The organism is Agrobacterium pusense, assembly GCF_013285525.1.
Lineage (GTDB): Bacteria > Pseudomonadota > Alphaproteobacteria > Rhizobiales > Rhizobiaceae > Agrobacterium > Agrobacterium pusense.
The window spans coordinates 367,875-381,377 of sequence record NZ_CP053856.1 but is presented as its reverse complement, the minus strand read 5'-3'; the positions used below and the strand labels follow the sequence as shown (position 1 = coordinate 381,377).

Sequence of the window (13,503 nt, the reverse complement as noted above, 5' to 3'; positions counted from 1 at the left end):
AAGCATGTCCTCATCTAATCATCGGCGGTCATTTGCGGCAGCACAGACAGCGACATCGGCTTCCGCATTGGCGACAAATTGCGACATGTCCGAACGGCGTCTTCAGGCCATTCCACTGCAAAATCCGGCAACTATTTACCGCCTGCAACGACGTCGCAATATGACGCATGATGGCGCAGCCACTGCCCACCCATCAAAAAACAGGGGCTGCAGCGCAACGGAGTATTAACGCACCCTAAATTATCTTACCGGATCGACAGCAACGAGGGTGTTCCCGGTGGAGAAGGCGACACGCATACGCTATTTCGATGCGAGCAGGCATTCGGTCACACCGATACGCTCGAAGACCGCGCATTCCGATTTTTTGCGGACAGGGCGCATCAGCCGTTACGAAGAGCGGTGGCTGCCGAAAGAACGCGTCTACTACAGCCATGACGAAGTGGCTGCGCTGACCGGGCGAAAGCTGGAAGCTGCCGCCGATGCCACCCACAGCCGCCTGAACGGCTTTCACCAGTCCATCCGTTTTCCGAAGATGGTTTTTCACCATCTGCTGAATGACCGGCCGCATCTGGGTTATTGCCACGTCACGGCGGCGACGACCAGCTTCGATGCAGAGCGTCATGTGCTATGGTCCTTCTATTTCGCGAATTTCTTCGCGGAACTGAGCGGTGCCGAAAACTTCTTCGAAAATATCGATGCGCGTTATTCGCGGATGTATTTCGCTGTCGCCATCAACGCCCTTCCCGATCAGGAAATCGCCGTCGATACATCCGTCCATCGCGGCGGCCTGCTGTTCCAGACCCACGATCCGCGCGTGGCGCTGAAAAACGTCCTCATGCTCGGCGCGCGCTCGGAGGAGATGCGCAGGATCATCAAGGCGATATAGCAGCGACAAAGCCCCCAGGGACTTCATCTTTCTTTCTTAGGCATGTCGTTGTCCCGAAACCGACGACCAGTTTCGGACAATGTGCATTAGCGCTTTCCATTCTGCCCGGAAATACGCTATTGACCGCCCTGAAAGGCAGCATCATGGCGCGTCATATCCATATTGAAAACGAGCGGGAAACCGCCCTTCAAGCAGCCGTCACGGAGCTTGCCGCCGGCCAGCCGATCGCCCTGCCGACGGAAACCGTTTACGGCCTTGCCGCCGATGCCACCAACCCTGCAGCCATTGCCCGTATCTACGAGACCAAAGGCCGGCCGCAATTCAACCCGTTGATCTGCCACATGGCAGATATCGCCATGGCGGAACGTTACGCCATCTTCGATCCCATATCGCTTGATCTTGCAGAGGCCTTCTGGCCCGGCCCGCTGACACTGGTGCTGCCGCTGAAACCGGCAAACGATATTCATGCGCTGGCGACGGCCGGGCTCGATACGGTCGGCATTCGCGTACCGCAAGGTTTTGCCGGCGATCTTATCCGCCGGTTCGGCAAACCGCTCGCAGCCCCCAGCGCCAATAGTTCCGGCAAGATCAGCCCGACAAGCGCCGCCCATGTGGAGGCCGATCTCGGTCAGAAAATCAACCTCATTCTCGACGGCGGGGCGGCTTCGGTCGGCGTCGAATCCACCATCGTCAAGGTGGAGGAAGATGGAAGGGTGCGTCTGCTTCGTCCTGGCGGCGTCGTCACGGCCGAAATAGAGCGTGTTGCGGGCAAGCGGCTTGAACGTTCTGAAAAAGTGTCGGCTGCCATCGAGGCGCCTGGCATGCTCGCTTCGCATTATGCCCCCGGCGCCGCCGTGCGCCTCAACGCCACATCGGTTTCGCCTGGCGAAGCGTTGATCCGGTTCGAAGGTATCCCGGTTGCGGGTGAAGAGACCGCCCGCGCCGTTTTCGATCTCAGCCCCTCCGGCGATCTTTCCGAGGCCGCCGCCAACCTGTTCGATTACCTCAAGGCCGCCGATGCGAGCGGCGCAGACAGCATCGCCATCACCAGCATTCCCACTCACGGTCTTGGAGAGGCGATCAATGACCGCCTTTCCCGCGCCGCCGCACCGCGGAGCTGAGGCCCGCCGACCATTCGCCCACCGTTTCAAATGACAGAGAGACGCCCGATGACAACCGTCCCCTCCTCCGACATCCTCGACAGCTTTACCGCCATTGTCGGAGACAGGAATGCGGTGCGCGATGCGGCAGAGATGGCGCCGCGGCTGGTGGAAAATCGCGGGCTTTATCGTGGCGCTTCGCCATTGCTCCTCAAACCCGGATCGGTCGAGGAAGTATCGGCCATCCTGAAGTTCGCCAGCGAGACGGGTACCCCAATCGTGCCGCAGACGGGCAATACCGGCCTTGTCGGCGGGCAAACGCCCCGCGCCGGGGGAACTGACATCATTCTTTCGCTGGAGCGCATGAGCCGCATTCGCGATATTGATCCCGTCGCCAATATCATCGTTGCCGATGCCGGCTGCATTCTCGATGACATCCATAAAGCCGCCGATTCGGTTGAACGCATGTTTCCGCTGTCGCTCGGCTCTCAGGGGTCCTGCCGCATCGGCGGCAATCTCGCCACCAATGCCGGCGGCACCGCAGTGCTTGCTTATGGCAATATGCGCCAGCTCTGCCTCGGGCTCGAAGTGGTGTTGCCGACAGGCGAGATCTGGAACGGGCTGCGCCGGCTGAAAAAGGACAATACCGGTTACGATCTGCGTGATCTCTTCATCGGCTCCGAAGGCACGCTCGGCATCATCACCGGCGCGGTGCTGAAGCTTTTCCCGAAGCCACTCGGCCATCAGGTGGCCTTCGCCGGGCTGACCTCAACCGAAGATGCGCTGAAGCTGTTCGAGATGGCGTCAAACCTCTGCGGCACGGCGCTGACCGGCTTCGAGCTCATGCCACGGATTGGCGTGGAGTTTACCGCCAGACATATTCCCGGCGTGCGCGATCCCCTGGAACAGCCCCATGACTGGTACGCACTCATCGACATCTCCACCTCCGATTCGGCCGAGACGGCGGATACGATGATGCAATTGCTGCTGGAGCGTGGTTTTGAGGCCGGACTGGTCGAGGATGCCGTGATCGCCGCCTCCGAAGCCCAGCGTCAGGCACTGTGGCACATGCGCGAGAGCATGTCGGATGCGCAGAAGCCGGAGGGCGGCTCCATCAAGCACGATGTCTCCGTCCCGGTTTCCAGAATACCGGAGTTTATGGCGACGGCGGAAAAGGCGGTTCTTGCTGCCATCCCGGGCGCCCGTGTCTGCGCCTTCGGCCATCTGGGCGACGGCAACATCCATTACAATATTTCCCAGCCGGTGGGGGCGGACAAGGCGCAATTCCTCGCCCGCTGGCGGGACATGAACGAAATCGTGCACGGCATCGTGCTGTCGCTGGGCGGTTCGATTTCCGCCGAACACGGCATTGGCCAGTTAAAGCGCGACGAACTGGCCGCCATCCGGCCCGGCATCGAAATGGAGCTGATGCGGCGCATCAAGCACGCATTCGATCCCGCCGGAATCATGAACCCCGGCAAGGTGCTGGCGGAATAACCCTTTCCGCCTCAGGCCGAAGCCCGCAATGCCCAGGCGGGCACCATTTCCGCATTCAGCCGGCGCGGCTTCTGCGCGCCGACAAATTGCGTCAGGCTCATGCCCGATTTCGCAATCGACATCGCGTGCTTCTTCGGCAGGAGATAACCATGCTCCAGCGGCGGGGTGCGGCGCAGGACACGGCTGAAAACATTCCGCCGGTGATAACGTGATGGGGAAAAGCGCGCTGGCTGTTCGCAGATCGCGACATATTCCAGGATTTCATCGATCCAGCCTGCCTGCGGGCGTGCGCCCGGCTCGATCAGCAGCAACCAGCCGCCACGCGCGGACTTGACGATATCCTCCAGTTCCCATTGCCCATAAAAACGGCAGCCGGCCGCATCGGCCACACGCGACGATCCATCGCGCGAACCGTGATCCAGAATCACAACATCGCTTACAAGCCCTTCCACGGCACCGGTGACAAGCGCAGACAGCGTATGCGCCAGTTCCGGCTCCTGATCCCGGCATTCCATTATGACTGTCAACATGTGCATAGCTCTAACGCATCGCACAATAAATTGCCACCATGCTCGTCGCGGTAAAATCCGCGGGGGTTGATGTCGCTCTCCGCGATCTCAGGTGCCGGCGTGCCCGTCCTGGCGCTGGCCCCGGCAGTACAAAAGGAGCCAAATTTACAATTTTGTTCTTGTAATGTTCTCATTCGTGATGTAGGAATTTAATCATTCGAGGGGCGATGAGGCCTCTCAGGATGGAAACGGTTTAGGGCGTTCAGCTTGCCTCGAAAGGCGTGCGACGTCTTGGGAGCATCCAGATGAGAAATCATTCGCTTTCGGGGCAGGCTGCCTTCCAGCCGAGCCATACGCCTGACATTGCCAATGCGCTGGCCGATGCATCCGGCCTGCGCATCGAGATTGACCGTCGCCGCGGCCGTGGTGCGGGGCTCAATCCCGACGGGCGTTTCGAAGCCTTGCAGCGTGAGGTCTTCGACGATGGCTGGCAGACGCTGGAAGAGATGCCGGAATTCCGCACCGAGGTGCAGGTGGAAAAGCCACGCAGCATCATCACCCGCAATGAATCGCCCGATATCCCCTTCGATCGTTCCATCAATCCCTACAGGGGCTGCGAACATGGCTGCATTTACTGTTTTGCCAGACCCACTCACAGCTACATGGGCCTTTCGGCCGGACTTGATTTCGAGGCCAAGCTGTTTGCCAAGCCGGATGCGGCCAAACTTCTGGAACGGGAACTGGCGAAACCCGGCTACAAGGCGCGGGTAATCGCCATCGGCACCAATACCGACCCTTACCAGCCGATTGAGCGCGAATGGCGCATCATACGGCAGATACTGGAAGTGCTGGCCAAAGCTGATCATCCCGTCGCCATCGTCACCAAATCGGCGCTGATCAAGCGGGATATTGATATTCTCGCGCCAATGGCAAAAAAGGGGCTCGTCAAGGTCGGCATTTCCATCACGTCGCTGGATCGCAAGCTTTCGCGCACGATGGAGCCGCGCGCCGCCACGCCGGAGAAGCGGCTGGAGGCCGTCAAGGCGCTGACGGATGCCGGAATTCCGGTGGCGGTGATGATGGCACCCGTCATCCCGGCGCTTAACGATCATGAAATCGAGCGCATTCTTGAGGCCGGCAAGGCTGCTGGCGCGACCGAGGCTTCCTATGTGCTTTTGCGGCTGCCGCTGGAGGTAAGCCCGCTGTTCCGCGACTGGCTGCTGCGCAACTATCCGGACCGTTACCGTCATGTCATGTCGCTGGTGCGCTCCATGCGCGACGGTAAGGACTATGACGCGGAGTTCGGCAAGCGCATGAAGGGTGATGGCCCTTATGCCTGGCAGATCGGCAGGCGATTCGAGATGGCGACCAAAAGACTTGGTCTCATCCGCCGCGGCATCAACCTGCGTGACGACCTGTTCGTGCCTCCGGGCGGTGCCGGGGTGCAATTGTCTCTGCTTTGAGAGCCGCATGGTGAAAGTGACTGAAGGTAATGAATGCCTGTGATGAACCAGACGCTACCCTCGGGCTCGACCCTGGAACGTGAACCGAGCGCGGCAGGATCTCGGGTCAAGCCCGAGAGGACATCGAGCATGGGGTAACGCGCCGACAATACGAGGTTCTGTGAGCTTTTAATAAACGGAATTCAAAATGACAGGAGCAACCGTCTCATCGTGTTGCTCTCGACGAAATGCCCGGCTGGTTTTCCCTGGCCCGCCGGACATCGCCCCTGGAACCGCCGCCTCGCGTGCGATCGTTTTTCCTCCGCCGCCCTGCTGGAGGATAAAAGGTCATGACGACCTTGGGCACGGTGAGCCACGCCCCTTGACCCCGGCTCATCGTGCCTGTCATCGCCCGCTTCCGGGGGCTTGCAGGAGATCGGGTGGGTGTGCCAGTTTCGCCGCATGAAACGCACGGCCACACCCGATTCTCCTGCCCTTTTTGATCTTGCCGATACCGGCCCGGATTTCTCGTTCGAACTGGAAGCGCGAAAGAAGGGCCTCTGGCCGGTCGCCGGCACGGACGAGGCAGGGCGTGGCCCGCTCGCCGGCCCTGTGGTTGCGGCCGCCGTCATTCTCGATCCGGACAATATTCCTGACGGAATGGATGATTCCAAGAAACTGACGAAGCAAAAGCGCGAGAGCCTGTTCGTCCAGATCATGGAAACCTCGGTCGTATCGGTCGCCTCCTCCGGCCCGGGCCTGATCGACACCATGAATATCCTGCGCGCCAGCCTCGACGCCATGCGCCGCGCAGTCCTCGGACTCGAAATTTCCCCCGCCCTCGTACTGGCCGACGGCCGCGACAGGCCGCCAGGCATCACCTGCGAAGCCAAGGCCGTCATCAAGGGCGATTCCCGCTCCCTCTCCATCGCCGCCGCCTCAATCGTCGCCAAGGTGACCCGCGACCGGATGATGGAACGTGCGGGTGTGGTGCATTCATCCTATGGTTTTGAAGGGCATGCCGGTTACGGCACGCCAGCGCATCTGCGCGCCATCGAGAACCATGGGCCTTGCGCGCTGCACAGGATGAGCTTTCGGCCGCTGAAGCAGGGTTGATTGCGGCGGTGTAAGAGAATTCTAACTGTGACTTCCGAATTGGCCCAGAGCGGACAATTGGAGGGGTTCAACGCGCCCGAGACGGCGCGGCTTGCGGTCAGTCTGCTTTTAAGCGATCATCTGCAGTATGGACAATGCTGGTGGAAGGGCCTTATCTGCTTGGTCCGACAGCGATGGTAGCGGATGATCCTATCTGAGTGAACGAATACTCAACCTCACCTCGCTTCCAATAAGCTGATATCATTTCCACAGCGTCCTCCCTGTTCTGAGTGTCAGGAGTGCCGAGACTAGCCGACAACGCATCCAGTAATCCGGCAGGTTTCGCCGTTGAGTATGTACATGCCTTGTGCCCGTTTGGACCGGTTGCGATCCAAAACGACAGTAAATCGGATTGATCTGCACTCTTCCGCCGCCATCCGACAGCCTCTACTGATCCACCATTGTAGCCAACGAAATGGGCACGCCATTCCTCTGTTTCTGCATCGGTCAGCCGCTGCCAACCGAGCTTATCACCTTGTATCGTGGCGACTTGCACACTGGGCGCTTCGCAGATGGCGAGAAGGCGGTCTACCGTTATGTTCTCCGGCATCGCTGTGGCTGCTCCAATATTCAAGAATGCAGCGCAAATGCCGCTCATAACCATTACCCGCATCCACATATATCTTTTTTCCTCGGACCCAGAATACAACTGCTTGCTGAATCGTCGCATGAATTCCAATCAAGCGACTTTCTTTTCCTAGATTTGCGACGTCGCAGAATAATAAGTTTCGCGGCAGACACAATGTCCCCTTTTGGCGCAAATCAGACGCTGGAATGCAGGACATTCATCCCTTAACCAGCCTGAGTGTAGCCATGTCATCGCTGCTGAGTGCCGCTAGATTGGCTTCGATTTTATCTATCGGCCAATCCCACCAGCGAAGATGAAGCAGTTCGCTGATGACTTCGCTGGAATAACGCATTCGAATAATAGATGCGGGATTTCCTCCGACAACTGCGTAGGGTGGCACGTCCCGAGTAACAACCGAGGCGGCAGCGACGATCGCACCTGCACCTATGTGAACGCCCGGCAAAATTGCCGCGTTTTGACCGATCCATCCATCGTGATCCACAATAGTGTCCTTGACGGGCAGGTCTTTGTAACCAAACGTCTCAGGTTTGAAGATACGAAATGGATAAGTGGTAAAGCCAGTCATCGGATGGTTTGCCGAACTTGTGATGAAATAACTTCCTCTGGCAATCTGGACAAACTTACCGATCATCAGTCTCTCGCGAACCCCATGACCGAGATAAGGCGCAAGGATCACAGCTGTGTCTTCTAATCTTCCAGAATGCGTATAATAGCTGAAATCACCTATCTCCATGCGAGGATGATCGACAACGTTCTTCAGATATACAGTATCCCGATACAACGAACCGTCGGGTAGAGTTATTGGATAGACCGCATTCTTGTCGAGAAGAGCCATGATGAACCTTTTTAAGTACATCGCAAGCTGGGCCAATTGGATGCAGCATTCTGCAAAACCATGCGGGCGACTGTGTTGCAACGAGACTAATGTCGCGTAGCAGCGAAATCCACTGCGGCCCGTATATAGCTTTAATGAAGATTTTTGATACCAAAGCGCCTAGACAGGCTGAACACCGTAGGTCTCATAAGCGCTCTGCATTCTCTCGTTCTCGCTGCGCTCGGGAAACAGTTTGTAGCTTGGAGCCCATATGCGGGAAACGCTTTCGATTTTGACCGCGATTATATTCCGTATCGGAAAATCCGTGCCTGCCAAACGCAGGAGATCGTTGCCGAACGCGTTGAAATCCGCGTCGCCGGGCGCCACTATTCTGGCTTGGCCAGTAAGCTTGAAACCCCTCTGGCGAAACACATCAACGAAACTGACACAGACTTTCGGACGGGCAATCACATTGCTGACGCTGTGCGATGAAGCAATGTCCGCTATAACAAGATGATCTTCGTTATAGCTGGCGAATATCTCCTTCGGCGTCACGCTGGGCGTGCCATCCTCATCGACAGTCGCCAGCCAGCAGAGAACCGAGTTCTCTACGTCAATTCTGATTGCGTCGTTGATCATTAAATTCCTCCCTTGGCATTCCGGGCGAGAGTTGTGGGCAATAATGTACCTATAGCGGTTGCGTCGCCACCTAAATAACCAGACGCGATGGCGATGCAGTCCAAACCGTTTTCCTGTGCCGAAGGGTCGTTCAAGAAAATCACTGGTACGCAAAGAGCGTAAGCGAAGGCTGCTTCCATCAATGTATTTGGTCCGACGTACCCCGCAATGCCTCGCTTCGGAAAGTTAGCGATCAGGACGACATCGCAGTGACGGATTATCTCAAGATGCAGGTCGATGTAATATTTCTTCTGTGCGACGACTTCAGCACTCTTCAAATTCGACCAATCAAAATCTCGCTCTTCCCGGGCCGGGGGTATCGGCTGGTATCCTAGCGCTTCAAGCATGCCGGCGATTGCCTCCATTTCATCGATGAAGGCCATCGAGCCACAGATAGCGATGCGAACTGTCATGGTTGGCTCCAAAATTGGGGCAGTATACTAACCCGCGGGGAATAAAAGAGACCATCGAAATCGACGGAAACTAAGCAAGTTCGACATTCCGCTGTGAGGTCTGAAGCCAAAAAGGACGCAATCTTGCTCCCGGGACTGCATCCCAACCTCGAGAAACGGCATAACAAAAAACCCCTCACAGCTCGCGCTGGAGGGGTTCTAATCAGTCCGAGATAAATCTCAGTTCAGTTTCGACTTCACTTCGCCGATCGTGGCGGTGAAAAGCTTGGCCTTTGCGGCGGCCGTCGTCTTTTCGGCCAGCAGCTTCTCGGAAGCGGCAATGGCGATGTCGACGGCGGCGGCGCGGACGGCGCCGATGGCGTCTTCTTCGGCCTGCTTGATCTTCTGTTCCGAAAGGGCCGTGCGGCGGGCGACGAATTCTTCCGTCTTCTGCTTGGCTTCTTCGGTCAGTGCTGCGGCTTCGCGTTCAGCGGCGGCAACGATGCCGGCGGCTTCGGCTTCGGCTTCCTTGCGCTTGCGCTGATATTCGGCCAGCAGGTGCTGGGCCTCTTCACGCAGGCGCTTGGCTTCGGCCAGTTCGTCCTGAATGTTCTGCGCGCGCTCGTCCAGAGACTTGGAGAGCATGCCCGGAACCTTGAGGTAAGCGATCAGGACGAAGAAGAGAACGAGACCGACGAGAGCGAAAAATGATGCATCAAATGCCATATCAGGCTCCCTTCACGTTCGAAGCGGCGGCAATCGCTGCCTTCACGTCCGTGTCCTTGACCTTTGCGCCAACCAGCTGGTCGACGATTGCGGTCGCGGTTTCCTCGGCGATGGCGCCGACATCGGCGAAAGCCTGATCCTTGATGCCGGCAATGCGCTTTTCGGCAGCGGCAAGCTTTTCGGCGAGACCGGCTTCAATAGCGGCGCGATCGGCATCGGCCTTCGCCTTGGCGGCGTCACGGGCCGCGGCGCCGATCGAGCTTGCCTTGGCGCGGGCTGCCGCGAGTTCTTTTTCATAGGTTTCGACGGCAGCGTCAGCTTCAGCTTTCAGCCGTGCCGCTTCGTCGAGATCCTGTGCGATGCGTCCATGACGGTTTTCCAGAATGCCGCCGACGCGCGGAACGATGACCTTCTGCATGAGCAGGTAGAAAAGGCCAAACGTAATCGCCAGCCACAGGACCTGCGATGCATAAGTAGACTGGTCGAACGGCGGGAAAACGCCGGAAGAACCGTGCTCGGCGCCATGCGCTACACCGGTTTCCGTGTGCGTGGCTTCCGGTTGCGGCTGGCCAACGGCCGGAGTTTCCGTATGCGTTTCACCTACGGTCGGTGCTGACTGGGCATAAGCCTCGGTCACGAACATGCTCACCTCCAGGGGGACTGCAAATGCGAAGGATCACGGCACGCTATGTTGCGGGCCGTGATCCAGACCTGATGCCGATATTAGACAGCGAACAGGAGAAGGAGAGCAACGAGCAGCGAGAAGATGCCCAGAGCTTCCGTAACGGCGAAGCCGAATACCAGACGGCCGAACTGGCTGTCGGCAGCAGAGGGGTTGCGCAGTGCGCCGGACAGGTAATCACCGAAGATACGGCCGAGTGCGAGGGACGTACCAGCCATGCCGAGGCATGCGAGACCTGCGCCGATGTACTTTGCTGCTTCCGCTTCCATGTGAGACTCCTTGAGATATTGGTTGTTGCGGCTGTTTTTGACGCCCGTTGCCGGGGCCAGCGACTTTACTTCTCAGTGACCACCATGCACGGCGTCGTTCAGGTACATGCAAGTCAGTACCGCGAAGACGTAAGCCTGCAGGAAGGCAACGAGAAATTCGAGAGCGGTCATGGCGACCGTCATGATGAGAGGCAGGACTGCACCGCCGACGCCGAGCGCGCCAAGCGCGCTCATGGAGGCGACGAAGCCTGCGAAAACCTTGAGCGTGATGTGGCCGGCCAGCATGTTCGCGAAAAGACGAACGGAAAGGCTGATCGGGCGCGACAGGAAGGAGATCATTTCAATCGACGCCACAAGCGGCAGAAGCGCCTTGGGCACGCCGGAGGGGGCGAAAATGCCGAAGAAATGCAGACCGTGCTTATAGAAACCGTAAACCACGACCGTGCCGATGACGAGGCAGGCGAGCGCGAAGGTGACAATGATCTGGCTGGTGACCGTGAAGAAATACGGGAACATGCCGAGCAGGTTTGCCGTCAGCACGAACATGAACAGCGAGAAAACGAAGGGGAAGAACACCATGCCCTTCTTGCCGGCACCTTCGCGCAGCATGGAGGCGATGAACTCATAGGACATTTCGGCAACGGACTGCATGCGGGTAGGGATCAGGCCGCGGTTCGACGTTGCGAAATAAAGGAAACCAGAAGCAGCAGCCACGGTCGCGACCATGAAGAGCGACGCATTGGTGAAGGAAAAATCGACGCCGCCAATTTCGATCGGAATGATCGGCTGCACCAAGAACTGATGGGTCGGATCGTTTGCCACCGGCTGCCCTCTTTACCTGTCGCCGCCTGTCGCGGCATCTCAACTGTAAGGAAAAACAGCCTCAAAGGCCGCGTTTTCCACCCTCGTCTCGTTTGTCCGCCTTCTCAAGCAGCGGCGGCTTGGCCACCGCGCCCGTCGAACGCAACACATTCAATACGCCTGCGCAGAAACCGAGAAGAAGAAGAACGATCATCCCCCACGGCGTCGTGCCGGCAAAATAGTCCAGAAGATAACCCAGCATAGCGCCGACCACGATGGCCGAAATGAACTCCGATGAGAGCTTAACCGCCATCGCAAAGCCCTTCCGGCTCTCCGCAGCGTTGGTCTCCGCCCTCACTTCCGCCTCATCCTCCGCCTTCACCTTTGCCAACTCGTCAGCAAGGCGTTTGCGGCGCTCGTCCAGACTATCGTCACGGTTGCCAGTCATCTTAAAATCCCACCCATTTTCTCCGTTCCAGCCATGCCAGAACCCTTTGGAGTTGTAAACGGTGACGGATTAAGCCTGTTCCAGCCCGCTCTGAAGTCGCGCGCAACATAGTTTTAGGGGCTTCTCTAGTCAAGGCACTGCGAGCGGTTGTTTAGGCACAAATTAATGATGCAAAAACAATGGCTTGACTAGAAATCACGGTTTGGGGGCGATGTTTCGCCGGGGAATCGGCATTTTTGACACGCAAAATGCGACAAATTGGCGGTGGTATCAGCTCCAGCCGCCACCATAGGTACGGTAAAAGACGTGGAGGCCGATTCTGCCGACCTTCTTCATCGACTTGCCCCAGGCGGGACGCACGTAAACGGCGTGATAGTGGGTGGCAGAGCCAACTTCCTTCAGCCAGATCTTGCCGGCCGTAGTCGCCATGGCCACTTCGCGCGCCATCTTCCAGTGGCGTTCGGAATTCACCCGGTCCTTGATATTATCGCAGGCGAAGGAGAACTGGCAGCGATTGCGCCAGTCCTTGTTCTGGTAGACAACGCCGCAGATGGTTTTCGGATAGGCCGGATTGCGCACGCGGTTTAGGATGACCTGCGCCACCGCCGCCTGACCTTTAACGGACTCACCGCGCGCCTCAAAATAGATGCCTGATGCAAGGCACTGCTGTTCGGCCGGAGAAAACACGGCTGCCGGCAGCGGCGTTGCGGCCCAGGCGTGGTCATCTGGGTTGATCTGCGGTACGAAGCGGCCGGCCTCGGGCTTCTTCAGAATGGCGTCGAAGGGAGACTCGCGGGCAAAATCCGGTTCGGCGGGCGCATAGGCCGTCGCCAGGATGTCCGGCGTGCGGTTGGTGACGAGTTCCGCCAGCATCGGCGAGACGCTCTTGTCCGCCTTCTTTTCCTCGCGGCGGAAATAGAAAGAGGCGAGTTCGATATCCTTGCCGCGCTTCGGCTTGACGAAGGCGGTGCGATCCTTGCGCTTCAGCGGCTCGATATCCAGCATGGAGGTGCGATGCAGCACCGAACCGGCGGTGAAGGCCTTCGGCGGCTGCATGATTTCGGTGGCGACGATGCGGCCCTTCTTGGCTGCGCGGTTCACCCGCTCGCTGTCTGGCGTCGTTGCCTCGCCCTTCTTGTTGGTGATGAACGCGACCTTGCTGCCATTGGGCAGGGTCATGCCGCCGCCATGCAGCGCCTCGTCCCCTTCCGCATCGTTGAATGTCAGGGAGGCGTTATGCGTCGAGCCCGCCGGGGAGGCAGTCAGCACCATGCGCCATTGTTCGCCGCCCTTGTCGAGGCCCGCCAGAAGCGAGGCGAGATCGGCACGCGCAGCGAGGGAGGGAAAGACAAGCCAGGCGGCCAGGCCGAAGACGACGGGTGACGTCCATTTGGACGCCCATCCCTGAAAGGACACGGGGGACCGACGACGCATTACTCTTTTCGAACGCAAAACCAGCACTCCGAACACCGACAACCGAATTTTCTACAGGTGTTCGAGAATCTCTTATTAACC

15 protein-coding genes are annotated in these 13,503 nt (G+C 58.3%); 5 read left to right on the top strand and 10 right to left on the bottom strand.

Annotated elements, in window-relative coordinates:
* The first annotated feature begins 277 nt into the window (after positions 1–277).
* The 3 genes from HQN82_RS01785 to HQN82_RS01775 all read left to right on the top strand — a co-directional run bounded on the left by HQN82_RS01785 (position 278) and on the right by HQN82_RS01775 (position 3,483).
* Positions 278–886 carry a DUF6656 family protein gene (locus HQN82_RS01785; protein WP_004440288.1) on the top strand — a complete coding sequence of 203 codons (609 nt, stop codon included), beginning with the start codon at positions 278–280 and terminating at the stop codon, positions 884–886.
* Between the two features lie 143 nt (positions 887–1,029).
* Positions 1,030–2,007, top strand: coding sequence for an L-threonylcarbamoyladenylate synthase (locus tag HQN82_RS01780; protein WP_112766667.1), 978 nt, complete (start codon positions 1,030–1,032; stop codon positions 2,005–2,007).
* 48 nt (positions 2,008–2,055) lie between these two features.
* On the top strand, positions 2,056–3,483 hold the full coding sequence (locus HQN82_RS01775) for an FAD-binding oxidoreductase (RefSeq protein WP_112766524.1): 1,428 nt from the start codon (positions 2,056–2,058) through the stop codon (positions 3,481–3,483).
* 11 nt (positions 3,484–3,494) lie between these two features.
* Here the strand turns inward: HQN82_RS01775 and HQN82_RS01770 are convergent, their stop codons facing one another.
* On the bottom strand, positions 3,495–4,013 hold the full coding sequence (locus HQN82_RS01770; RefSeq protein WP_004440279.1) for a hypothetical protein: 519 nt from the start codon (positions 4,011–4,013) through the stop codon (positions 3,495–3,497).
* A 284-nt stretch (positions 4,014–4,297) separates the two neighbouring features.
* Between HQN82_RS01770 and HQN82_RS01765 the strand changes: the two genes are divergently transcribed.
* Together HQN82_RS01765 and HQN82_RS01760 are read left to right on the top strand one after the other, a co-directional pair.
* Positions 4,298–5,455 (top strand): PA0069 family radical SAM protein, encoded by a 1,158-nt coding sequence (locus HQN82_RS01765; RefSeq protein ID WP_173614479.1) that lies wholly within the window; start codon positions 4,298–4,300, stop codon positions 5,453–5,455.
* Between the two features lie 441 nt (positions 5,456–5,896).
* Positions 5,897–6,550: a ribonuclease HII gene (locus HQN82_RS01760; protein WP_112766525.1), complete on the top strand. Its 654-nt coding sequence runs from the start codon at positions 5,897–5,899 to the stop codon at positions 6,548–6,550.
* An 824-nt stretch (positions 6,551–7,374) separates the two neighbouring features.
* Here HQN82_RS01760 and HQN82_RS01755 read toward each other — a convergent pair.
* From HQN82_RS01755 to HQN82_RS01715, 9 genes are all read right to left on the bottom strand, one after another.
* On the bottom strand, positions 7,375–8,013 hold the full coding sequence (locus HQN82_RS01755) for a CatB-related O-acetyltransferase (RefSeq protein WP_112766669.1): 639 nt from the start codon (positions 8,011–8,013) through the stop codon (positions 7,375–7,377).
* A gap of 159 nt (positions 8,014–8,172) precedes the next feature.
* On the bottom strand, positions 8,173–8,631 hold the full coding sequence (locus HQN82_RS01750) for a pyridoxamine 5'-phosphate oxidase family protein (RefSeq protein ID WP_112766527.1): 459 nt from the start codon (positions 8,629–8,631) through the stop codon (positions 8,173–8,175).
* A complete protein-coding gene (locus HQN82_RS01745; protein WP_173614478.1) occupies positions 8,631–9,083 on the bottom strand; it encodes a TIR domain-containing protein in 453 nt (150 codons plus the stop codon). The genes HQN82_RS01750 and HQN82_RS01745 overlap by 1 nt, the downstream gene beginning before the upstream one ends.
* 219 nt (positions 9,084–9,302) lie before the next feature.
* Positions 9,303–9,788 (bottom strand): F0F1 ATP synthase subunit B, encoded by a 486-nt coding sequence (locus HQN82_RS01740; RefSeq protein ID WP_004440269.1) that lies wholly within the window; start codon positions 9,786–9,788, stop codon positions 9,303–9,305.
* A gap of 1 nt (position 9,789) precedes the next feature.
* Positions 9,790–10,431 (bottom strand): F0F1 ATP synthase subunit B, encoded by a 642-nt coding sequence (locus tag HQN82_RS01735; protein WP_004440268.1) that lies wholly within the window; start codon positions 10,429–10,431, stop codon positions 9,790–9,792.
* A gap of 80 nt (positions 10,432–10,511) precedes the next feature.
* On the bottom strand, positions 10,512–10,739 hold the full coding sequence (locus HQN82_RS01730) for a F0F1 ATP synthase subunit C (protein ID WP_003494147.1): 228 nt from the start codon (positions 10,737–10,739) through the stop codon (positions 10,512–10,514).
* A 72-nt stretch (positions 10,740–10,811) separates the two neighbouring features.
* Entirely contained in the window at positions 10,812–11,561 is a 750-nt protein-coding gene (locus tag HQN82_RS01725; protein WP_004440258.1) for a F0F1 ATP synthase subunit A, read from the bottom strand.
* A 61-nt stretch (positions 11,562–11,622) separates the two neighbouring features.
* Entirely contained in the window at positions 11,623–11,988 is a 366-nt protein-coding gene (locus HQN82_RS01720; RefSeq protein WP_006699904.1) for an AtpZ/AtpI family protein, read from the bottom strand.
* A 270-nt stretch (positions 11,989–12,258) separates the two neighbouring features.
* The gene (locus HQN82_RS01715; RefSeq protein WP_173614477.1) at positions 12,259–13,422 is read right to left on the bottom strand and encodes a cell wall hydrolase; all 1,164 of its coding nucleotides are present in this window, start codon (positions 13,420–13,422) and stop codon (positions 12,259–12,261) included.
* Positions 13,423–13,503 lie beyond the last annotated feature (81 nt).

What these genes read in the sequence shown, in the direction of transcription:
- HQN82_RS01720 (WP_006699904.1), bottom strand. Translation starts at nt 11,988, where the DNA reads ATGACTGGCAACCGTGACGATAGTCTGGACGAGCGCCGCAAACGCCTT.
- HQN82_RS01740 (WP_004440269.1), bottom strand. Translation starts at nt 9,788, where the DNA reads ATGGCATTTGATGCATCATTTTTCGCTCTCGTCGGTCTCGTTCTCTTC.
- HQN82_RS01765 (WP_173614479.1), top strand. Translation starts at nt 4,298, where the DNA reads ATGAGAAATCATTCGCTTTCGGGGCAGGCTGCCTTCCAGCCGAGCCAT.
- HQN82_RS01745 (WP_173614478.1), bottom strand. Translation starts at nt 9,083, where the DNA reads ATGACAGTTCGCATCGCTATCTGTGGCTCGATGGCCTTCATCGATGAA.
- HQN82_RS01770 (WP_004440279.1), bottom strand. Translation starts at nt 4,013, where the DNA reads ATGTTGACAGTCATAATGGAATGCCGGGATCAGGAGCCGGAACTGGCG.
- HQN82_RS01715 (WP_173614477.1), bottom strand. Translation starts at nt 13,422, where the DNA reads ATGCGTCGTCGGTCCCCCGTGTCCTTTCAGGGATGGGCGTCCAAATGG.
- HQN82_RS01750 (WP_112766527.1), bottom strand. Translation starts at nt 8,631, where the DNA reads ATGATCAACGACGCAATCAGAATTGACGTAGAGAACTCGGTTCTCTGC.
- HQN82_RS01755 (WP_112766669.1), bottom strand. Translation starts at nt 8,013, where the DNA reads ATGGCTCTTCTCGACAAGAATGCGGTCTATCCAATAACTCTACCCGAC.
- HQN82_RS01760 (WP_112766525.1), top strand. Translation starts at nt 5,897, where the DNA reads ATGAAACGCACGGCCACACCCGATTCTCCTGCCCTTTTTGATCTTGCC.
- HQN82_RS01735 (WP_004440268.1), bottom strand. Translation starts at nt 10,431, where the DNA reads ATGTTCGTGACCGAGGCTTATGCCCAGTCAGCACCGACCGTAGGTGAA.
- HQN82_RS01775 (WP_112766524.1), top strand. Translation starts at nt 2,056, where the DNA reads ATGACAACCGTCCCCTCCTCCGACATCCTCGACAGCTTTACCGCCATT.
- HQN82_RS01780 (WP_112766667.1), top strand. Translation starts at nt 1,030, where the DNA reads ATGGCGCGTCATATCCATATTGAAAACGAGCGGGAAACCGCCCTTCAA.
- HQN82_RS01730 (WP_003494147.1), bottom strand. Translation starts at nt 10,739, where the DNA reads ATGGAAGCGGAAGCAGCAAAGTACATCGGCGCAGGTCTCGCATGCCTC.